This window comes from Serratia sp. Je.1.23.a, from assembly GCF_051129805.1.
Classification (GTDB): domain Bacteria; phylum Pseudomonadota; class Gammaproteobacteria; order Enterobacterales; family Enterobacteriaceae; genus Serratia; species Serratia liquefaciens.
Map to the genome: position 1 here is coordinate 333,040 of NZ_JBCPSR010000001.1, position 18,875 is coordinate 351,914.

Sequence of the window (18,875 nt, forward strand, 5' to 3'; positions counted from 1 at the left end):
GAGCCCGCATTGCGCGGGCTTTTTTTATGAATGCACAGAGTTACGACTTGCTGGAAAATAATAACCGACAGCACGGCTTGAGCTGCGCTTAAAATACCCATCTTATTATTATGGTTTTGTCGCTGTGCTGATGGCTGGTGGTTTACGCTATGCTGTTAGATAACCTTGAACATTATTTTCTGGCGGGCGAAAATCCGTTTCGCATTGAAGGATACCGGTGAGCGGTGGCGTTAAGAGCATTCCGTTAATTAAAAATGAATGTATCTTTGTTACTGATCTGCCTGTATTTTTTAAGTTTAACTCTGATTGTTATGTCCTCCTCATCATGTCGGGCGAGGGAATATGCATAGTATTGCTCTGGTTATTATAAATATATGGGTAAGGCGATGAACGCCAGAATAAACGCCAAACAGGGGTTGCCGGTCGCTATCCAGTTGATCACGCTTTTTCTGCTGGCCTATTTACTTTCCCTGCTGGGTATTTTTACACGTCCAATAGGTTCGCTTTCTCTGTTTTGGCCGGTGAATGCGATTTTACTCGGTCTATTATTACGCAAGCCCGCCTATGCCAGCCCTGCGGGGTGGTTGATCACCTATCTGGGGATGATCGCCGCCGATTTGACCAACGGTGAAAGCCTGTCGCTGGCGCTGTGGTTGAATGCCTGCAATATGTCCCTGATTGCTACCGGTTACGGTGTGATGCTGCTGTTGCCGCAGTCGCAGCGCCGGATGGGCAAACCTCAGGCGATCCTCTATATGTTTACTGCCAGCCTGAGCGGTGCGGCAGTGGCATCGACACTGTCGATACTGCGCAATGACAGCCTGTACAACAACACGGCGATTATCGCCTGGCTGGCGTGGTTCAGCGAACAGTTCTCGACCAACCTGCTGTTGCTGCCGGTATTGCTGGCCGCCCCACGGCTGAAACAACTGCTGCGCCTACAGATCAATTGGCAGCTGCGTGCCAGTATGCCGCTATTGGCGCTGCTGTTTTCACTGGTATTTAGCGTGTATATCGGCGGGCCGGGGGCGATTGCTTTTCCGATCCCTGCGTTGCTGTGGTGCGCGGTCCGCTATCAGTTGTTCACCGTGACGCTGCTGACATTGCTAACCGGCATGACCGAGATCAGCAGCATTTCGGCTAACCTGATGCTGTATGAAACGCCGAACAATCATAATGCCTACCTCGATACGCTGATGTCAGCCCGTCTGGGCATTGCCATGTTAGTCATGGGGCCGCTGATCCTTTCCAGCTCAATCGCGGTTAACCGTAAGTTGCTGCGGCGCCTGGAACACAGTGCCAATCATGATTTCCTTACTGGCGTCTTGGCGCGTAATGCACTGACGCGTAAGGCCGGTGAAATGCTGGAGCACAAATATAAATCGAAAGAAGCGGTGTCGCTGCTGTTGATCGATATTGATCACTTTAAACAGATCAATGATACCCACGGCCATTTGGCCGGCGATCAGGTATTGGCTTCGTTCGCCCATATCATTAGGCGCGAGCTGCGCCACGATCAACTGTTTGGTCGCTTGGGTGGAGAAGAGTTTGCCATTATGTTGCCGCGCGCGCTGGCGGCACAGGGTGTGGCGTTGGCGGAGCATTTACGGCAATTGGTGCAAAAAACCGAGTTGTATCCTGGTGGCAAGGTTCCGCTAAAAATCACTATCAGCGTTGGCGTCGCCAATCTGGCGATGAATGAGGTGAAATCGCTGGAACAGCTGATGAATATGGCAGATATCGCGCTTTATCGCGCCAAGTCGCAGGGGCGTAACAGGGTGGAGTCGTTTAATGTGATCAGTGGCAACAGCGTGGACCACATTCTGTTTAAATAAAGGCGTCAGTTCTGCTTGGGTTCAAACTCGGTGCCGCAGTTTGGGCAGATCAGCATGACTTTTTGCCGCAGCATCGAGCACTTTTGAGTCGTCACATAGGCGCATTTCGGGCAGGCGATTTGGGTTGAGCGGTTGATTAAACCTTTAACACTGCTGGTATCAGACATAATAAATGGCCTGTGTCAGGTGAAAACCCACGCTAACACAGGTGATATCAAATTGCTTTGAATGTTTTTTATACGCCTGGAAAGGGATTACAGGCTTTTAAGCACTTTCAGCGTTTCGTCCATGTCGATCTCGTGCTCGGAGAAGGTATGGGTGTCGTTCTGGAAGGTGGTGATGGTCAGCATGCGCAGCGTTTGCATGGTCTGGGACGCGTCCTCAGACTGCGGGCGGATGCGGTTCATCAGCAGGCCAACCGACAGCACGGTATTTTCTTTATCCACGTCCGCTTTCACCGGCACTTCCTTGGTGAAAGTATTGAAGGATTTGATGCTGGTGATTTTGATTCTTTCGTTGGCGATGATGATGTACTTGCTCGACGCCAGCACCTTGACCGCAAATGCCGACGGGCCTTTGGTGTTGTTGGTCGGTTCGAAAGTCACCGCCGCGTTTTTCTTAATCAGCTCCGGGTTTTGCACTTTAATCACGTGAAAATAACGATTTTCCCCGTTCTCATCGGTAATAAAGCCGAAGCCTTTGTCTTCAAAAAAAGTCGTTATCTTGCCGTTCATCATCATTCTCATAAAGTCGTTCAATACAGTGCTTATGATAGCGCGGAATGCCTTGCAGTGACAGATTGCGTGCCCGGCATTTGATAATGCGATAACGGCATTTAGCCGCGTGGTGGCCGCATGCTATTTTCAGCCTGACTTTATTCATTTCTGAAAGGGAAAATCGATGGGAATTAAACGGCTTAACCACGCGGTGTTGTATGTCAGTGACGTGCAGCAAAGTGCTGACTTTTATCATCAGGTGCTGGGATTCAAGCTCAAACCTTCAGGCAGCCCCGATAAAGCGGTGTTTACCCAGGCGGCCGATTCGGATAATGATCACGATTTGGCGCTGTTCAGCAAGAACCTGGGGCAGCAGCGGGCCGGTGTTTTTCGCGCCAACGGCGAGCCGCCGGCGGAAAACGAACCTCCGGCCGGGTTGTATCATCTGGCCTGGGAAGTCGATAGCCTGGAAGAACTGGAGCGCATTCGCGATCAATTGGCGCAGCGGGGCATTCTTGGGCTGGAGGAAGACCATGGCGTGCACAAGAGCATTTACGGTCACGATCCGGATGGGCTGTTGTTTGAAGTGACCTGGTTTATTCCGTCGGCGTTGCAGACAGAAGAAGATCGCAACCAGCGCGGCATCAAACCGCTGGATTTCGTCGCCGAAAAACGCCGTTTCGCGCAGGCATGATAGAACGGGGCGCCGTTGGGCGCCCTGCAGTTACAGAACCTTATTGAGAAAGTTGACGGTGCGGTGATGCTGCGGATGGTTCAGTACCTGTCGCGCATTCCCCTGTTCGACGATTTGCCCATCGACCATAAAGACAATCTGATCCGCCGCTTCGCGCGCAAAGCCAATTTCATGGGTTACCACCACCAGCGTAACTCCCAGATCCGCCAGTCCTTTGATGACGTCCAACACTTCACCAACCAGTTCAGGATCCAGCGCCGAAGTCGGTTCATCGAACAAAATCACCTTTGGATTCAGCGCCAGAGCACGAGCAATGGCGATACGCTGTTGCTGACCACCGGACAGGTGACGCGGGTAGGCATCCGCCTTGTGCCGCAGGCCGACGGTATCCAACAGTTGATAAGCGACCTCTTTGGCCTGGGTTCGCGAGTAAATCTTATGTACCACCGGCGCTTCAACGATGTTTTCCAGAACCGTCAGGTGAGGGAACAGGTTGAAGTTCTGGAACACGTAGCCAACGTTGATGCGCTGCTTAAGAATGGCGTTTTCTTTCAGCTCATACAGCTTGTCACCCTTGCGTCGGTAGCCGACGTAGTCGCCGTCGATACGGATAAAGCCTTCGTCGACGCGCTCGAGATGATTGATGGCCCGCAGCAGGGTGGACTTGCCGGAACCTGAGGGACCAAGAATGACCGTGACGGTTCCCGGCTGCAGCGTCAGGCTGACGTCGTCCAGCGCTTTATGCTTGCCGAAATATTTGCTCACGTTGCTGATCTCAATCAGGCCGCGGGCCGGTACCGGGACAATGTTGCGCACCGGCGCTTCGCGCAGGGCATAATAATCAATGGCTTCGGACATGGGATCCTCCTAACGTTTTAACCAGCCGGCCAGTTTCTGCCATGGCGTTGGCGGCAGTTCGCGGACCGCGCCCCGGGCGAAATAGCGCTCAATGTAATACTGAATGACCGACAGTGCGGTGGTGATGAACAGGTACCAAATCGTGGCGACCATCAGCAGTGGGATCACCTGCTGAGTGCGGTTATAGATCACCTGAATGGTGTAAAACAGCTCAGGCAGTGCCAATACGTAAACGATGGAAGTGCCTTTCGCCAGGCTGATGATTTCGTTAAAACCGGTCGGAACGATGGAGCGCAGCGCCTGCGGCAGAATGATACGAAAGGTGCGCCGATAACCCGGCAGACCAAGCGCCGCCGCGGCCTCATGCTGGCCGTATTCCACGCCGAGAATGCCACCGCGGATGATTTCTGCGGTATAGGCCGATTGCACCAGCGTCAGCCCCAGCACCGCCACGGAGAACTGGCTGAGAATATCGATGGTCGGATAGCTGGCGAACACCACCGAAGTAAAGGGAATACCTAACGAAATCGCATCGTACAGGTATGAAAAGTTATACAAAATAATCAGCACCAGAATCAGCGGCAGTGAGCGGAACAGCCAGATATACCCCCACGCCAGCGAGGCCAGCAGATAAGAGCGTGACAGCCGCGCCAGCGCCAGCAGGGTGCCGAAGATGATGCTGAACAGGGTGCCAAGCAGCGTCAGCAGCAAGGTCTGCCCCAACCCCGACAACACCGCCGGTGCAAAGAACCACTCGGCGAATACGCCCCATTCCCAACGTTCGTTAGCCGCCACCGACTGGACGATGGCCGCCAGAATAAAGACTGAAAACAGCGCGCCCACCAGCCGTAGCGGGTAGCGTGCGGGAACCACTTTTAACACTTCTTGTTTGGACATTGCAGATCTCCTGAAACAGATAAAAAAGGGTCAAGAAGGGGGCTGCCCCCTAGGCAATCTTCCTTTCCGGCGCGCAACAGAGTGCGTCCGCTGTTGTCAGGCTTTTGCGAAATGGCAGTCGGCCGTCGTAGGGTGGGCGGCTGTAGACCTCACTGTCGACGTTGGGATCGAACTGTGGCTGATAGCCGTTGCTCAAATACAGGCCCACGGCCTCCGGCTGGCGAAAGCCGGTGGTTAGGTAGAGTTGACGATAACCCTGTTCCAGCGCCAGCGTTTCCAACTGTTGCAATACCCGCTGCGCCAGCCCCTGTCGGCGCAGGTCTGTTCGGGTCCAGATACGCTTGAGCTCGGCAGTTTGCGGATCGTAGCGTTTGAAAGCCCCCATGGCGATGGGCTCTCCGGCCCGCAGCAGCACGATAAAGGCACCCTGCGGTGGGGCGTACAGATCCAGCGTTTCCTGCTCCTGGTCACCAAAATAGTTGCCGTAGCGTCGGCGGTACTCGTCGAACAACCCTGCGATCACCGGTTCGATCAGCGGATCGTCCGGCAGCGTTTGGATAAAAACGTCATTTGCCATCTGTATGCTCCTAATCGCCCAAGCCCTGTGGGTTGATCTCCGAGTGCGGAATGCGTTCGACGCTCTCACCCCAACGATTCAATACCTGATCGTATTGCCCCCCCTGGATCACCCCGTTCAGCGCTTCGTTCACTGCGTACACCAGGCCATTGCCTTTTTTGGTGGTGACGGCAATGTGTGCCACTTTTGGCCAGCCGCCGTCTACCGTGCCCGCCAGTTTGGTACGGCCATTGAGCGCAGCCTTGTAGGCACCCATCACATTGGGACCGAAATAAGCGTCGGCGCGGCCGGACTGGAGAGCCAGTGTGGCGGCGGCATCATCGGTGACGTAGACAGGCTGCAGCGGTTTCAGCCCTTGTTGTTGGTTCTGTTTGTCCCAGTCCAGCAGAATGGCTTCCTGGTTAGTGCCTGAGCCGACGATGATCTTCAACCCGGCGATGTCTTTGGCCTCTTTAATCGAAGTGATCTTGCCGTTCGATTTCACGTAGAAGCCGAGGGAATCGATGCGATAGGTGGCGAAATCAAAGCGTGTCTTACGCTCTTTGGTCACGGTGACGTTGGTGATGGCGGCGTCGTATTTGCCAGAGGCGACGCCCAGCGGCCAGTCTTCCCACGAGGTTTGCACCACGTTCAGTTCCAGGCCCAGACTGTCGGCGACCAACTGTGCGATGTCGGATTCGCTGCCAATCAACGTTTTATTGTCCGAGGCGAACAGCGCCAGCGGCGGGGTATTGAGCGCGGCAATCGCCACGGTGAACTTGCCCGGTTGCACGAAATGGAAACCTTGCGGCAGTTTGGCGATCGCCTGCGGGTTTTTAGCCACATGAATGCGGGTTTCATTGGCTTTTAAATCGATGCCGGTGCCGGCTGCCAGCGCCGTGCCGGCCAGGCTTAACGAAGCCAGGAGTGCGGCAACGGCGGTGACGGTAAAGGTATTTCGCATAGCAGCTATCCCTGAAAATAATATTATTGTTATTGGGTAAATTGGTTCAGTGGCTGCTTCAGGCCAAGGTGATCGCGCAGCGTGTCGCCGTTGTAATCACTGCGGAACAGGCCGCGTTGTTGCAAAATGGGCACTACGCGGTCGACAAAGTGGCTGAATGAATTTGGCGTACCGCCGCTGATGATGAAACCGTCGGCGGCCTGGGTGTCGAACCAGTTTTGCAGGCCGTCGGCCACCGCTTCCGGCGTACCGCCGAATACCGGACGTGGTGAGGCCGCCTCCAGCGCCACTTCACGCAGCGTCAGATTGCGCTCACGGGCGTTGCGTTTGATGGCGTCGGTGGTGCTGCGAAAGCTGTTTTGCCCCAGGTCGCCAATGTCTGGGAAGGGTTCATCCAGCGGGTGACGCGAAAAGTCATAATGCTCAAAGTAGCGGCCCAGATAATTGAGCGCATTTTCGATGCTGACCAGGCGCGCGGTTTCCCAATACTGACGCTCCACGTCTTCATTATCGTCACCGACGATCACGCTGACGCCCTGGAAGATCCGCAGGTCATCCGGTTCGCGCCCTTGTTCCACCAACTGTTTTTTGACGTCCTGATAAAATGCTTGCGCCTGTTGTTGCGATTCATGATGAGTGAAGATGGCATCGGCGTGTTTGGCCGCCAATTGCTTGCCGTCTTCCGAAGCGCCCGCCTGGAACAGGATCGGACGGCCCTGCGGCGTACGGCCAATATTCAGTGGCCCCTGAACAGAGAAGAACTCTCCCTGATGGTTTAGGGTATGCAGTTTTCCGGCACTGAAAAATTCGCCGCTCTGCTTGTTGCGCACGAAGGCGTCGGCTTCCCACGAGTCCCACAGCCCTTTGGTTACGTCGAGGTATTCGCTGGCAATGCGGTAACGCAGGCTGTGTTCCGGATGTTCGGCGCGCGAGAAATTTTTCGCGGATCCTTCCAGTGGCGAGGTGACAACGTTCCAGCCCGCCCGGCCTTTGCTCAGGTGATCGAGGCTGGCGAACTGGCGAGCCACGGTAAAGGGATCGCTGTAGGAGGTGGATAATGTGCCCACCAGGCCGATTTTGTCGGTCGCTGCGGACAGGGCGGCAAGCAGGGTTAGCGGTTCAAAACGATTGAGAAAGTGCGGGATGGACTTCTCATTGATATATAAGCCGTCGGCAACAAACACGAAATCCAATTTACCCTGTTCGGCTTTTTTCGCCGTGGCAATATTAAAATCGAGATTAATACTGGCGTCGGCGGTGGCATCCGGATGCCGCCAGGCAGACATATTTCCCGACGCGCCATGCAAAATGGCGCCAAGACGCAATTGCCGTTGATTATTCGCACTGTTGCTCATTGCTTTCACCCTGTTAAATGCCGGTGTGGCGCTCTCTTTAGAGCTCCACTATTGATTAGCGTCATCAGGATGTAAAACAACAAAACAGCATATTCAAATGTTGAAAATAGCAAATATAACGGTGAGGGAAATAATAAATCGCAGCGCAGAATACTCTACGCCGCGAAATAATAACCAGACAGGTTTACACGTTGCTGGTGGCTTTTTCCGGCACCGTGGTTAATTGTTGCAGCGTGCGCTCCGCCAACAGTTCGAAATATTGCGAAGCGGGGAAAATCGCCTGTTCATCCGGATTGAAACGTGGATGGTGCAGGCCGAACTCGCTTGCCGAACCGATGCTGACGAACACGCCCGGGACATGATGCAGATAAAGCGCGAAGTCTTCGCCACCCATTTGTAACTCGGCTTCTTCCACCCGGTAACCCGCTTCGGCCGCGACGGTTTTGCTGAACGCTGCCCAGCGTGGGTCGTTGATGACCGCCGGTGGCCCGGCCTGCCAGCGCAATTCTGCTTCTGCGCCAAGCGATGCGGCCACGCCGTTAATCACCTGGCGGATTTTATCCGGTACCTGACGGCGAACCGCATCACTGTGGGTGCGCACCGTGCCCTCCAGCTCTACGGTCTGCGGCAGAACGTTCCAGGTATTGCCGCCCTCGATACGCGTGACGCTTACCACCAGGGATTCCAGCGAACTGAAGCTGCGGCTTGGCAGGGTTTGCAATGCGGTAACGATCTGGCTGGCGGTGACGATGGTGTCGACCCCTTGCTCCGGCTTGGCAGCGTGCGCGCCCTTGCCGGTGATCAGAATTTGGAAACGATCGACGTTGGCGTAAAACGGGCCTGCTCGAGTGGCAAAGGTGCCGGTCGGCAATTCGGGGGCATTGTGCAAACCGAACACTGCCGCCACGTTATCCAGCGCACCGGCGTCGATCAGGTGTTGGGCACCGTTAAAGGTTTCTTCTGCTGGCTGGAAGAAAATACGCACCGTACCGGGCAGAGTCGCCTCACGCGCTTTCAACAAGTGCGCGGCGCCGAGCATGACCGACGTGTGAAAATCATGTCCGCAGGCGTGCATCACGCCGCTGTTTTGCGAGCTGAACGGCACGCCGGAAATTTCTTCGATTGGCAAGGCGTCTATATCGCCACGCAGCGCAATGATCGGCCCCTTGCCACTGCCGATTTCGGCCACTACGCCAGTCTTCAGCCCGAGCGGCAAAATACGGATGCCGGCCTCTTCCAGCCAACGGGTGAGGCGGGCGGTCGTGGCAAACTCATGGTTGGACAGCTCAGGGTTCTGATGCAGTTCACGGCGATAGGCGATGATTTTTTCGGCCAGTTGGCTGGTCATAGTCTTGGCTCACAGTGGTTAACAAGTTTTAACCCTAGTGCAGCGCGGCCGGAAGCAAAAAGACTATATGGTTATATTTCATAGCGATTGTGTCTGCATCACGCCGTCAATACGCGTTGACGTCCCATCAAACAGGCGTTCGACCGCTGTTCGCTGGGGTTTAGAGAGGATTGGACTGCCCGTGGCGGCAATGGCCAAGGGGGTAGGCGGTTTACAGCGGCGGAGACGGATTTTTTCACTTTTTATCGTTTTTATGTGATCCAGGTTGTGGACAAAATCCCGTCTAATTGCTGTACTGTACTGGACACACGTTTTGTGTCTTACATTCACGTTAAAGGTAAGTTTGATGTCTAAGATTAAAGGTAGCGTTAAGTGGTTTAATGAATCCAAAGGCTTCGGCTTCATTACTCCGGAAGATGGTAGCAAGGACGTTTTCGTTCACTTCTCTGCCATCGCTAGCAATGGTTTCAAAACTCTTGCTGAAGGCCAGCGTGTAGAATTTGAAATCACGAACGGTGCCAAAGGGCCATCTGCTGCTAACGTTATCGCTATCTAAGCTACAGTAGCCGAAATTCTTAAAACCCGCTCTCAGAGCGGGTTTTTTATTGCCTTTTTACGACGATTTACCCCTGCGGTTTACGTACCAGCAGCTTAAACAGCAGGATGGCGATGGCATAACAGCCGACGATGGTTAGCGCCATCGACACGCTGGAGGTGCCGCCCAGGCCGGTAAGCGGTACGCTGCAGGCACCCAGAGCAAACATGCTCACGCCAATCAATGCGGAGGCGCTGCCGGCTTTGTCCCCTTGGCTTTGCATCGCCAAAGATGACGCCGTAGGGCCCACGATGCCGATCACCGCTACCGAGAAGAACAGCGGCACCAGCAATAGCACCAGCGGGGCGTGCAGGCTGGCAGCCAGCAACAGCAGCAGCGAGGAAATCGCAGCCAGCGTTAAGCCGCCTTTCAGCACCTTTCTTTCTCCCCAATGTATGCTCAGGCGACTGGAGATTTGCGCCGAAATAATCAGCCCGACGCCGTTGATGGCGAAGCACAGGCTGAACATCTGCGGGCTGAGGCCGTAAATCTGTTGCAGCACGAAAGGAGAGGCGCCGATGTAGGCGAACATCCCGGCCATGACGAAACCTTGCGTCAGGCACAGGCCCATAAATTGGCGTTGGGTCAGCAAGCCGCCCAGCGACTGCAACATCGCCAAAATCCCGCCCTGGCTGCGACGTTCCGCGGGCAGTGACTCGCTGAGCTTCAAACTGGCTAGCGTAAACAGCAGCACGGCGATACCTGCCAGCACGCCGAAAATTCCTCGCCAGTCCATGAACTGCAGCATGGCTCCCCCCAGCACTGGCGCAACGATCGGTGCCAGGCCGTTAACCAACATCAGCAGGGCGAAGAAGCGTGTCAGTTCATGCCCGGAATAGAGATCGCGGGCTATAGCGCGCGAAATGACTGCACCACCGGCACCGGCCAGCCCTTGCAACAGGCGGGCAATCAGCAACTGGTCGATATTCGGCACCAACGCGCACCACAGTGACGCGAACAGCAGCAGCGCTAACGATACCAGCAGCGGACGCATGCGGCCGAGCTTGTCGCTGTAAGGGCCGAAAATCAGCTGGCCGACGCCTAACCCCAGCAGGCCGGCGGTCAGGCTGAGCTGTGCCGTGGCGGTAGAGGTATTCAGCTCTCCGGCCATCTCCGGCAGGGCGGGCAGGTAGAGATCGATGCACAGCGGCCCCAGTGAGGCGAGCAGGCCAAGCACGAGCGCGTACACCAGACGTTGTCTGGCTAATGGTCTGGTCATAAGGATTAAGGTTTCCTGAACAGGTGAGAGATAGCTTGTTGGTATAAGCCGTTCAGCAAGCTGACGTCGGCTTTTTGTGTGGTGAGTATGCGATAGCCGGTGCCTTCGCTTAATACGGCAATAAATTCCACCCTGGCGGCAATTTCCTGCTCGCTGAAATATGGGTAGAGCCGACGCAGGCTTTGGCAAACATGATGAAACAAGCGCGTTTCCGCATCGCTGAGCATTTTCGCCACCGTCGGGTTACGGGTGGCTTCAGCGGTCACTTCCAGCATCAGCATGTGATCGGTTTCAGTTTCGCCCGGCTGCTGAAACAGGCTGCGTGCCGCCAGAGTGCCGGCGATCAGGTTGATATGGTCGCCGAGATCTTCCAGGCGGCGCATTTTACTGGCGATGATGCGGTTGACGATCTCTTCGATGATGGCGTCTTTATTGTCGAAGTAGCGGTAGATCTGGCCAACGCTCAACTGCGAGGCATGCGCGATTTCCGCCATGCTGGCGGCGTGGAAACCGTGCTGGCGAAAGCAGAGTTTTGCGGCGTCGACAATCTGATCGCGGCGGGCCTGCACTTTAGCCTGCTTGCTGTCGCTGGTGGATATCATGTCCCGATCCTTTGCCAAGAAATGTGTTGTTCACCTTCTGGGTGTGAACGTTCATTCTCAATTGTAATGCAACAACGGCAATAGGCAATAGGGCAAGGGTAAAGGTGGGGAAGCGCTGCGGTTTAGGCGAACAGATAAACCTTGATAAAGGCGACAACAACCAGCAGGCACAGCAGGGTTGCGGCAACTTCAGTGACGGTTCTTGGCAGGCTTGGCATCTGAGTTTCTCATCCAGTTGGGGTGACTGGATGAGATTATGCGCACGGGAGATTAAGGAAACATTAAGGCAACGAAATCACTTATTGCCCGTTGACCCAGATGACCAGCATAAACGCCAACAGGGTCATCGCCAGCGATCCCGCCAGGTTGAGCAGCATATTGCCCAACGCCCAGGCGAAACGACCATCCTGCAGCAAATACACCACTTCCAGAGAAAAGGTGGAAAAGGTGGTCAGGCCGCCGCAAAAACCGGTGGTGATCAGCAGTTTCCAGGTCGGATCCAGGTGTGTCATCCGGGTGAATATCGCCATAGCCAGGCCGATGATAAAACCGCCCAGCAGGTTCACCGCCAGCGTACCCAGCGGGATGTGTGCGTTTAGCGGGTTCATCTTCATGCTTATGGCCCAGCGCAGCACGCTGCCGAGACCGCCGCCAATAAAAACTGCCAGTAAAGAACTCAACATGGTCGAAACTACCTTTCATTCAAGGGGAAATAAAACTCAGAAAGGTTCAGGCGTAACGCTACGCACCCCTCTGAGAGGTTACGTAGACATCATCAGCCTGTGAGGGCGGTTATGGAGGAATGTCATCTCCGTTGTTCGGCACGGCTGTTTGGCTGTGCATAGGGGATGTTACACCCAGCGCAGCCCGTTTTGTAGTAGCAAAAGTGACAGAAAAAGCGGAAGTCGTCACTCTGGGCGTCAATGGCCGGGTACGGCCAGCTCCAGGCGATTGCGGCCGTTGTTCTTGGCGCGGTACAACGCATTGTCTGCGGCTTTCAACCAGTCCAGATAGCCGCTCATCTCGCCGTGATAATCCGCAATGCCGGCGCTGATGTTGAGCCGCAGTTGCGGGGCTTCGCGAAAAATGACCTCATTGAGCCGTTCCTGAATGCGCAATAACGCAATGCTGGCCTGCTCGGCGCTGGTGTTGGGCAGCACTGCGCCAAATTCGTCGCCGCCGTAGCGTCCGACAATATCTACGGCGCGCAGACCAATTAACAGTTCTTCCGCCAGCACCGCCAGCGCTTCGTCCCCCAACGCATGGCCGAAGGTGTCGTTGATGGTTTTAAAGCGATCGATATCCATCAGAATCAGGGTTGCGGTGTGCTGATAACGGCGACAGCTGTCAAATTGATGATGCAGCAAATGCTCCCAGTGGCGGCGGTTGTACAACCCGGTAAGGCCGTCACGCATGCTGATGCGCAGCAGCTCCTGTTTCTTTTCCGCCAGCCGTTTGGCGGTGCGGTAGGTGACTAACCCCAGCAGGATCGGATAGAGGTAGATCATTGGCAGGCACAGGTAGACCTGCGACGCCGTACTTTCCGGTTGAAAGGGAAAGCCCATCAGGGCGCCGATCGTCAGAGCGCCGGCCAACTGTGCCGCCAGGCCTTTGAAGAACAGCGGCTTACCCGCAGCGGCTATGTTGTTCATTCCCATCATCGATAAGATTACCACCGACGGCAAGGCGTTGAAGGCCATCATCGCCACCCACAGGCCGCCGAAAAACGAATCGATCAGCAGGTTACGGATTTCGGCCTTGAACGGCTGGGAGGAACGTCGTGCCCATTGATAGGCGAGGTGTGGCCAGATAAAGCCGTGCAAAATCAGCAGGACCCACAACAATGGGGCGGTGTTTTGGGTGTAGAAAACTGAAAATACGCACAGAGAACCTATGCCCAGGCCGACGATGCGCGGCAGATAGGTGCGTCTGGCAAAGCTAAGGCCGGATTTTCGGGTATCTATGACTGATGGCTTGTACATCCGGCAACTCCATGATGAGCAGGGTGACAGCGTACCACGCGGCTTCTAAACTCAGAATAGTCTGATTAATGCCCGGTGCGGATAAAATTGAGCCGTGGTGGGGATCTCACTCTGTTACATGTTGCTGTTGTCTTGCTCCGGAGAAAGTAGGTAAATACCCGCAGGCAAGGTTTGTTTTCTCGCTGCATTCGCAGCGCTATATGAATAAGAAGGTGAGTATGGAAGGGATCAGTATTACCAAACTTCTGGTGATTGCGGTGTTGATCATCTTGCTGTTCGGTACCAGCAAACTGCGCACGTTGGGCGCGGATTTAGGTGCGGCGCTGAAGGGCTTTAAAAAGGCCGTGGGCGACGATACCACCCCACCGCCGGCCAACACGGCAGAAAGCCAGGCCAACCCGCAGAGCGTCGAAAAGAAAGACGTTTAATCACGCTTTCTGCCAGGCAATAAAAAACGGATGCCGCGAGGACATCCGTTTTTTGCCGTTTCCGCAGGGGGAAACGTAACAAATCATTGCTGCGATTACTTCACTTCCATCCCTTTTGCCTGCAAATCGGCATGGTAGGAGGAACGAACAAACGGACCGCAGGCTGCATGGGTAAAGCCCATTGCCATCGCTTCTTCTTTCATTTCATCGAATTCGGCCGGGCTGACGTAACGCTGTACCGGCAGGTGATGACGGCTTGGCTGCAAATACTGGCCCAAGGTCAACATGGTGACGCCATGGCGACGCAGATCGCGCATTACCTCAACGATTTCCGCATTGGTTTCCCCCAGGCCGACCATCAGGCCAGACTTGGTTGGGATATGCGGATGCGCTTCCTTGAACCGCTCCAGCAGCTTCAGTGACCACTCGTAGTTAGCGCCCGGACGCACCTGGCGATAAACACGTGGCACGTTTTCCAGATTGTGGTTAAACACATCCGGCGGCGTTTCGGTCAGAATTTCCAGTGCGCGATCCATACGGCCGCGGAAGTCAGGCACCAGGGTTTCAATCTTGATGGTCGGGTTTTTCGCGCGGATGGCAGCGATGCAGTCGGCAAAGTGCTGGGCACCGCCGTCACGCAGGTCGTCGCGGTCAACCGAGGTGATCACCACATAGCGCAGGCCCATATCGGCGATGGTCTGAGCCAGTTTCTCCGGCTCGTTGGCATCCGGGGCTACCGGACGACCGTGGGCTACGTCGCAGAACGGGCAACGACGAGTACAGATTGCGCCCAGGATCATAAAGGTCGCGGTGCCGTGGTTGAAACACTCAGACAGGTTCGGGCAGGAAGCTTCTTCGCACACCGAATGCAGACCGTTTTTACGCATTGCGGCTTTAATGCCCTGAATGCGCGTAGAGTCGGCAGGGAGTTTGATTTTCATCCACTCGGGTTTACGCAACAGCTCCTGCCGTTCGGTGACCACCGTTTTAATCGGGATCAACGCCATTTTGTCTGCATCGCGGTATTTGACGCCGCGTTCCATCTGAATTGGTTTACTCATAATCGTGCAGGTTCCAGTTACGAAGCTCGACCTTCGGGTAGCCGAGTAAATGAACAAATTCCTGTACCAGGACGGGGTGTACGTCTTCTATGCCGACGCCGGGCGCCAGCGCGCTGACCTGCGCCATCTGCATGCCGGCGTAACCGCAAGGGTTGATACGCTGGAAAGGGGTGAGATCCATGGCCACATTCAGGGCCAGGCCGTGGAATGAACTGCCTTTGCGGATCCGCAAACCCAACGAACAGATCTTTTGCTCTCCCACGTAAACACCGGGCGCATCCGGACGGGCACGCGATTCAATGTGAAAGTGGGCGAGGGTATTAATAACGGTATCTTCGATAGCCGTGACCAGTTGGCGAACGCCAACCTTGCTGCGTTTCAGATCGACCATCACGTACATCACCTGTTGCCCCGGCCCGTGGTAGGTTACCTGGCCACCGCGATCGCTCTGGATCACCGGAATGTCACCCGGCATTAACAGATGCTCCGCTTTACCGGCCTGGCCCTGAGTAAATACGGGCTGATGCTGAACCAACCACAGCTCATCGGGCGTGGCTTCGGTTCGGCGATCGGTGAAGTTGTGCATGGCTTGGGATACAGGCTCGTAGGGCTGCAACCCCAGCTGACGCAAAATGATCTTGTCTGGTTGCAAAAGAGTCATCGTCAGGTTACAGAAGTGGTAAAGCCATTATACCGGGCGCTCTGGCCCGCGACCAGCATTTATACCCTTCATGCTTGAAGCTGCCTCTGTGTTGGCCACGCTTTCTCACCCGAATCACTTACTTAAGTAAGCTCAGCGGGATTCGGCCGCTTGCCGCCTTGATGCAGCTCCAATCATTTTGGGATAGCTGACCCAAAATACGCAACCCGGGCAGAGGATGCTCTGGCCCGGGTTGAAAAGCAGAGGATTGTGCTGGAATTACAGCACCATGCGGACAATTTCAAGGTTGCCCAACTCATCATATAATGTTTCCACCTGGTCAATATGGGTGGCATTGATGGTGATGGACACGGAGTGGTAATTGCCTTTGCTGCTAGGTTTAACCTGCGGGTTATAGTCCCCAGGAGCGTGGCGCTGCACCACTTCAACCACCTGGTCTACCAGCTCGGGTTGTGCCAGGCCCATTACCTTGTAGGTAAATGAGCAAGGGAATTCGAGCAGTTCGTTCAGTTTAGTTTTCATGTGCGCTCCAGAGTGCGGCTATCGATATAGCGAGTCTATAAATTATAACTCCCGCCGGAGCGGGAGTTAATGTTAATCAGTATATGGGGGCAATTTTGCCCATTTCAACTGTTAACCGAACCAGTGGTGGAACATCAGTTTGATGTAATCGACGATACGGCTGAAGAAACCGCCTTCTTTCACTTCGTTCATCACTACCAGCGGACGCTGGTCGATGGTTTTACCGTCCAGCTGGAAGTTGATGCTGCCGACAACCTGGTTTTTAGCCAGTGGCGCATGAATTTCCGGGGTGTTCAGCACGTAGCTGGCTTTAAGATCTTTCATGCGGCCGCGTGGGATGGTCAGGTAAACGTCTTTGTCTACGCCCAACTCAACGCGATCTGCATCACCGAACCAGACTGGCTCAGACGCAAACTCTTTGCCTACTTTCAGTGGCGCAACGGTTTCGAAGAAGCGGAAGCCCCAGGTCAGCAGTTTCTTGCTCTCGGTTTCGCGGCCCTTGTAAGTACGACCGCCCAGCACTGCGGAGATCAGACGCATCTGGCCTTCGGTCGCAGAAGCCACCAGGTTATAACCCGCGGCGTCGGTATGGCCGGTTTTGATGCCGTCCACGTTCAGGCTGGTATCCCACAGCAGACCGTTACGGTTCATCTGGCGGATATTGTTGAAGGTGAACTCTTTTTCTTTATAAATCGCGTATTCGTCCGGCACGTCGCGGATCAGCGCCTGGCCGATCAACGCCATATCGCGTGCGGAGCTGTACTGACCCTGTGCGTCCAGGCCGTGTACCGTTTGGAAGTGGGTGTTCTGCAGGCCCAGCTTGCTGACGTAGGTGTTCATCAGGTTAACGAATGCGTCCTGGCTGCCGGCCACGTAGTCGGCCATGGCCACACAGGCGTCGTTACCTGACTGCAGGTTGATGCCGCGGGTCAGCTTGGAGACCGGTACGCGGTCGCCAGGCTTGAGGAACATCAGGGAAGAGCCTTTGAATACCGGGTTGCCGGTTGCCCAGGCGTCTTGACCTACGGTCACCAGATCTTCCTGGCCGATTTTGCCTGCTTTCAGCGCTTGACCGATGACGTAGCTGGTCATCATTTTTGTCAGGCTGGCAGGGTCACGGCGCGCATCGGCGTTCATTTCCGCCAAAACTTTACCGGAATTGTAATCAATCAGGACGTAGGATTCCGCATCGATCTGCGGCACGCCTGGGATCATGGTCTTGATATTAACGTCATCGGCATGCGCAACGGTGGTTGCACTCATCGCGATAACGGTGCCGAGCGCTATGCTCTTGATTAAGCGAAAAGAAGTTACTTGTTTCATGATCGAGACTACAACATCCATGAGGGTAAAGTTAAAAAACGAGCCACACTATAACAGATGAGATCCTGGCAGGCATTAGTCAATCCTCTGACTTATCACGCTTTACAAGCTTTTGCTGAAAGAAAATGTTTCAGCTAAAAATCAGCTTATCGGTCGCGATTGCCCGCCGGTCTATGTTTAGGGTGCGGCAGTGACAAAAGATTGTTGCTGCGCTTCAGTGGCCAGGCGCTGCTGCAGCTGAGCTGCTTGCTGACGATCGCTGAACGGGCCGAGCTGTACGCGGTAGACGCTGCCGTTGGCGGCAACTTTACCCGGTACGCCGAATTTTTGGCTCAGGCTTTGCTGCCAGCTTTGCGCGCGCTCGGCACTGCTCAGCGCGCCGACCTGCACCACATAGCCGCCTGTTGAAGAGGCACTGCTTGCTGCAACGGCTGCGGTCGCGGCGACCGGTGCGGCAATGGCGGCGGGTTCAGGCTCTGAGCCTTCCAACACGCCTGCCGGTACGGCGCTTGGCGCGCCGAGGAAGCCGCTGCGGCTATTGCCGGCGCTGCTTGCCGGAGCCGCGTCGCCGGTGTTCAGGCTGCTGTTGTCAATCGGGCGCACGGCGGCACCGCTGGCTACTGGGACGTCCTGTTGGATGGGAGTTCCCATGCTGCTGGAGCCCAGATCCGGGCGAGCGGGCAGGGCATAGCTTTGTTTGGCGACGGTAGTGCCGATGGTGCCAGGGCCACTGAGGGTGCCATCCGGGGCAACGTTGATGAAATCAACCTTGACCTTGGTGTTGTTGGACAGGTTCAGACGATCGGCGACGGCTCGCGACAAATCAATGATGCGACCTTTGGTGTAAGGCCCGCGATCGTTAACACGCACTACCAGTTGGCGACCGTTGGCCAGGTTGGTCACGCGTACGTAGCTTGGGATCGGCAGCGTCGGGTGTGCGGCGGTCAGGCCGTTAGGATCAAACTGTTCCCCCAGCGCGGTGGTATTCCCCCTGGCTTCTTCGCCATAGGAACTGGCCAGACCGGTCTGCGAGAAGTTCTGAGGATCTTTTACAATGCGGTAAGTGTCGCCATTAACCTTATAATCCTGCAGGTTATTAGGGTTATAGGGTTCATATTGAGGCTCTACGCCACCGATTTCCACCACCGGTCCGTTATACGGCTGCTGCGGCGGCGCTTGCTGTTCCGTGGTCGGGGCGGTACAGGCGGAAAGCAATACCGCGACTACGCCGACCCAAAGCCATTCCTTACGCATTACTC

The 18,875-nt window shown here is 55.2% G+C and carries 21 protein-coding genes and 1 riboswitch; of the genes, 4 read left to right on the forward strand and 17 right to left on the reverse strand.

What is annotated here, in order from left to right; translation table 11 throughout:
* The first annotated feature begins 386 nt into the window (after positions 1-386).
* Positions 387-1,835, forward strand: a complete 1,449-nt coding sequence (locus tag AAZT04_RS01640; RefSeq protein ID WP_020825596.1) for a GGDEF domain-containing protein — start codon at positions 387-389, stop codon at positions 1,833-1,835.
* A gap of 5 nt (positions 1,836-1,840) precedes the next feature.
* On the opposite strand, the gene AAZT04_RS01645 is transcribed toward AAZT04_RS01640, so the two are convergent.
* Together AAZT04_RS01645 and AAZT04_RS01650 are read right to left on the reverse strand one after the other, a co-directional pair.
* Positions 1,841-2,002 carry a YnfU family zinc-binding protein gene (locus tag AAZT04_RS01645; RefSeq protein ID WP_334648052.1) on the reverse strand — a complete coding sequence of 54 codons (162 nt, stop codon included), beginning with the start codon at positions 2,000-2,002 and terminating at the stop codon, positions 1,841-1,843.
* A gap of 87 nt (positions 2,003-2,089) precedes the next feature.
* Positions 2,090-2,569, reverse strand: a complete 480-nt coding sequence (locus AAZT04_RS01650) for a cold-shock protein (protein WP_041415242.1) — start codon at positions 2,567-2,569, stop codon at positions 2,090-2,092.
* A 166-nt stretch (positions 2,570-2,735) separates the two neighbouring features.
* Between AAZT04_RS01650 and AAZT04_RS01655 the strand changes: the two genes are divergently transcribed.
* Complete coding sequence (locus AAZT04_RS01655; protein WP_115059659.1) at positions 2,736-3,245, forward strand: VOC family protein; 510 nt, start codon at positions 2,736-2,738, stop codon at positions 3,243-3,245.
* Between the two features lie 30 nt (positions 3,246-3,275).
* Here the strand turns inward: AAZT04_RS01655 and AAZT04_RS01660 are convergent, their stop codons facing one another.
* From AAZT04_RS01660 to AAZT04_RS01685, 6 genes are all read right to left on the reverse strand, one after another.
* Positions 3,276-4,103: an amino acid ABC transporter ATP-binding protein gene (locus AAZT04_RS01660; protein WP_115059657.1), complete on the reverse strand. Its 828-nt coding sequence runs from the start codon at positions 4,101-4,103 to the stop codon at positions 3,276-3,278.
* 9 nt (positions 4,104-4,112) lie between these two features.
* Entirely contained in the window at positions 4,113-5,000 is an 888-nt protein-coding gene (locus tag AAZT04_RS01665) for an amino acid ABC transporter permease (protein WP_020825601.1), read from the reverse strand.
* Between the two features lie 49 nt (positions 5,001-5,049).
* Positions 5,050-5,577 (reverse strand): GNAT family N-acetyltransferase, encoded by a 528-nt coding sequence (locus tag AAZT04_RS01670; protein WP_129940040.1) that lies wholly within the window; start codon positions 5,575-5,577, stop codon positions 5,050-5,052.
* A gap of 10 nt (positions 5,578-5,587) precedes the next feature.
* Positions 5,588-6,520: an ABC transporter substrate-binding protein gene (locus AAZT04_RS01675; RefSeq protein WP_115059655.1), complete on the reverse strand. Its 933-nt coding sequence runs from the start codon at positions 6,518-6,520 to the stop codon at positions 5,588-5,590.
* 29 nt (positions 6,521-6,549) lie between these two features.
* On the reverse strand, positions 6,550-7,875 hold the full coding sequence (locus tag AAZT04_RS01680) for an LLM class flavin-dependent oxidoreductase (RefSeq protein ID WP_020825604.1): 1,326 nt from the start codon (positions 7,873-7,875) through the stop codon (positions 6,550-6,552).
* Positions 7,876-8,059: 184 nt separating this feature from the next.
* A complete protein-coding gene (locus tag AAZT04_RS01685; protein ID WP_115059652.1) occupies positions 8,060-9,223 on the reverse strand; it encodes a M20 peptidase aminoacylase family protein in 1,164 nt (387 codons plus the stop codon).
* Positions 9,224-9,569: 346 nt separating this feature from the next.
* Between AAZT04_RS01685 and cspE the strand changes: the two genes are divergently transcribed.
* The gene (gene cspE / locus AAZT04_RS01690; RefSeq protein ID WP_002210315.1) at positions 9,570-9,779 is read left to right on the forward strand and encodes a transcription antiterminator/RNA stability regulator CspE; all 210 of its coding nucleotides are present in this window, start codon (positions 9,570-9,572) and stop codon (positions 9,777-9,779) included.
* A gap of 67 nt (positions 9,780-9,846) precedes the next feature.
* On the opposite strand, the gene AAZT04_RS01695 is transcribed toward cspE, so the two are convergent.
* The 4 genes from AAZT04_RS01695 to AAZT04_RS01710 form a co-directional block, all read right to left on the reverse strand.
* Positions 9,847-11,037 carry a multidrug effflux MFS transporter gene (locus AAZT04_RS01695; RefSeq protein WP_401525874.1) on the reverse strand — a complete coding sequence of 397 codons (1,191 nt, stop codon included), beginning with the start codon at positions 11,035-11,037 and terminating at the stop codon, positions 9,847-9,849.
* A gap of 5 nt (positions 11,038-11,042) precedes the next feature.
* Positions 11,043-11,639 (reverse strand): TetR/AcrR family transcriptional regulator, encoded by a 597-nt coding sequence (locus AAZT04_RS01700; protein ID WP_020825607.1) that lies wholly within the window; start codon positions 11,637-11,639, stop codon positions 11,043-11,045.
* Between the two features lie 299 nt (positions 11,640-11,938).
* A complete protein-coding gene (gene crcB / locus AAZT04_RS01705; RefSeq protein WP_048759503.1) occupies positions 11,939-12,322 on the reverse strand; it encodes a fluoride efflux transporter CrcB in 384 nt (127 codons plus the stop codon).
* A gap of 76 nt (positions 12,323-12,398) precedes the next feature.
* A riboswitch (Fluoride riboswitch) is annotated at positions 12,399-12,461 on the reverse strand.
* A gap of 98 nt (positions 12,462-12,559) precedes the next feature.
* Positions 12,560-13,621 carry a diguanylate cyclase gene (locus AAZT04_RS01710; RefSeq protein ID WP_115059648.1) on the reverse strand — a complete coding sequence of 354 codons (1,062 nt, stop codon included), beginning with the start codon at positions 13,619-13,621 and terminating at the stop codon, positions 12,560-12,562.
* Between the two features lie 218 nt (positions 13,622-13,839).
* On the opposite strand from AAZT04_RS01710, the gene tatA reads away from it, so the two are divergent.
* A complete protein-coding gene (gene tatA / locus AAZT04_RS01715; protein ID WP_020825610.1) occupies positions 13,840-14,049 on the forward strand; it encodes a Sec-independent protein translocase subunit TatA in 210 nt (69 codons plus the stop codon).
* A gap of 95 nt (positions 14,050-14,144) precedes the next feature.
* On the opposite strand, the gene lipA is transcribed toward tatA, so the two are convergent.
* From lipA to rlpA, 5 genes are all read right to left on the reverse strand, one after another.
* Positions 14,145-15,110, reverse strand: a complete 966-nt coding sequence (gene lipA / locus AAZT04_RS01720; protein WP_020825611.1) for a lipoyl synthase — start codon at positions 15,108-15,110, stop codon at positions 14,145-14,147.
* Positions 15,103-15,771, reverse strand: a complete 669-nt coding sequence (gene lipB / locus AAZT04_RS01725) for a lipoyl(octanoyl) transferase LipB (protein WP_020825612.1) — start codon at positions 15,769-15,771, stop codon at positions 15,103-15,105. The genes lipA and lipB overlap by 8 nt, the downstream gene beginning before the upstream one ends.
* Before the next feature lie 258 nt (positions 15,772-16,029).
* Positions 16,030-16,293 carry a DUF493 family protein YbeD gene (gene ybeD, locus AAZT04_RS01730; RefSeq protein ID WP_020825613.1) on the reverse strand — a complete coding sequence of 88 codons (264 nt, stop codon included), beginning with the start codon at positions 16,291-16,293 and terminating at the stop codon, positions 16,030-16,032.
* A 111-nt stretch (positions 16,294-16,404) separates the two neighbouring features.
* Complete coding sequence (dacA, locus tag AAZT04_RS01735) at positions 16,405-17,616, reverse strand: D-alanyl-D-alanine carboxypeptidase DacA (protein ID WP_020825614.1); 1,212 nt, start codon at positions 17,614-17,616, stop codon at positions 16,405-16,407.
* Positions 17,617-17,793: 177 nt separating this feature from the next.
* Positions 17,794-18,870: an endolytic peptidoglycan transglycosylase RlpA gene (gene rlpA / locus AAZT04_RS01740; protein ID WP_046374292.1), complete on the reverse strand. Its 1,077-nt coding sequence runs from the start codon at positions 18,868-18,870 to the stop codon at positions 17,794-17,796.
* Between the last annotated feature and the right edge of the window lie 5 nt (positions 18,871-18,875).

Coding starts and splice junctions, on each gene's coding strand:
- crcB (WP_048759503.1), bottom strand. CDS start 12,322: ATGTTGAGTTCTTTACTGGCAGTTTTTATTGGCGGCGGTCTCGGCAGC.
- AAZT04_RS01710 (WP_115059648.1), bottom strand. CDS start 13,621: ATGTACAAGCCATCAGTCATAGATACCCGAAAATCCGGCCTTAGCTTT.
- AAZT04_RS01645 (WP_334648052.1), bottom strand. CDS start 2,002: ATGTCTGATACCAGCAGTGTTAAAGGTTTAATCAACCGCTCAACCCAA.
- AAZT04_RS01665 (WP_020825601.1), bottom strand. CDS start 5,000: ATGTCCAAACAAGAAGTGTTAAAAGTGGTTCCCGCACGCTACCCGCTA.
- dacA (WP_020825614.1), bottom strand. CDS start 17,616: ATGAAACAAGTAACTTCTTTTCGCTTAATCAAGAGCATAGCGCTCGGC.
- AAZT04_RS01700 (WP_020825607.1), bottom strand. CDS start 11,639: ATGATATCCACCAGCGACAGCAAGCAGGCTAAAGTGCAGGCCCGCCGC.
- lipA (WP_020825611.1), bottom strand. CDS start 15,110: ATGAGTAAACCAATTCAGATGGAACGCGGCGTCAAATACCGCGATGCA.
- AAZT04_RS01685 (WP_115059652.1), bottom strand. CDS start 9,223: ATGACCAGCCAACTGGCCGAAAAAATCATCGCCTATCGCCGTGAACTG.
- AAZT04_RS01660 (WP_115059657.1), bottom strand. CDS start 4,103: ATGTCCGAAGCCATTGATTATTATGCCCTGCGCGAAGCGCCGGTGCGC.
- AAZT04_RS01650 (WP_041415242.1), bottom strand. CDS start 2,569: ATGAACGGCAAGATAACGACTTTTTTTGAAGACAAAGGCTTCGGCTTT.
- AAZT04_RS01680 (WP_020825604.1), bottom strand. CDS start 7,875: ATGAGCAACAGTGCGAATAATCAACGGCAATTGCGTCTTGGCGCCATT.
- rlpA (WP_046374292.1), bottom strand. CDS start 18,870: ATGCGTAAGGAATGGCTTTGGGTCGGCGTAGTCGCGGTATTGCTTTCC.
- AAZT04_RS01655 (WP_115059659.1), top strand. CDS start 2,736: ATGGGAATTAAACGGCTTAACCACGCGGTGTTGTATGTCAGTGACGTG.
- cspE (WP_002210315.1), top strand. CDS start 9,570: ATGTCTAAGATTAAAGGTAGCGTTAAGTGGTTTAATGAATCCAAAGGC.
- AAZT04_RS01670 (WP_129940040.1), bottom strand. CDS start 5,577: ATGGCAAATGACGTTTTTATCCAAACGCTGCCGGACGATCCGCTGATC.
- AAZT04_RS01675 (WP_115059655.1), bottom strand. CDS start 6,520: ATGCGAAATACCTTTACCGTCACCGCCGTTGCCGCACTCCTGGCTTCG.
- ybeD (WP_020825613.1), bottom strand. CDS start 16,293: ATGAAAACTAAACTGAACGAACTGCTCGAATTCCCTTGCTCATTTACC.
- lipB (WP_020825612.1), bottom strand. CDS start 15,771: ATGACTCTTTTGCAACCAGACAAGATCATTTTGCGTCAGCTGGGGTTG.
- tatA (WP_020825610.1), top strand. CDS start 13,840: ATGGAAGGGATCAGTATTACCAAACTTCTGGTGATTGCGGTGTTGATC.
- AAZT04_RS01695 (WP_401525874.1), bottom strand. CDS start 11,037: ATGACCAGACCATTAGCCAGACAACGTCTGGTGTACGCGCTCGTGCTT.
- AAZT04_RS01640 (WP_020825596.1), top strand. CDS start 387: ATGAACGCCAGAATAAACGCCAAACAGGGGTTGCCGGTCGCTATCCAG.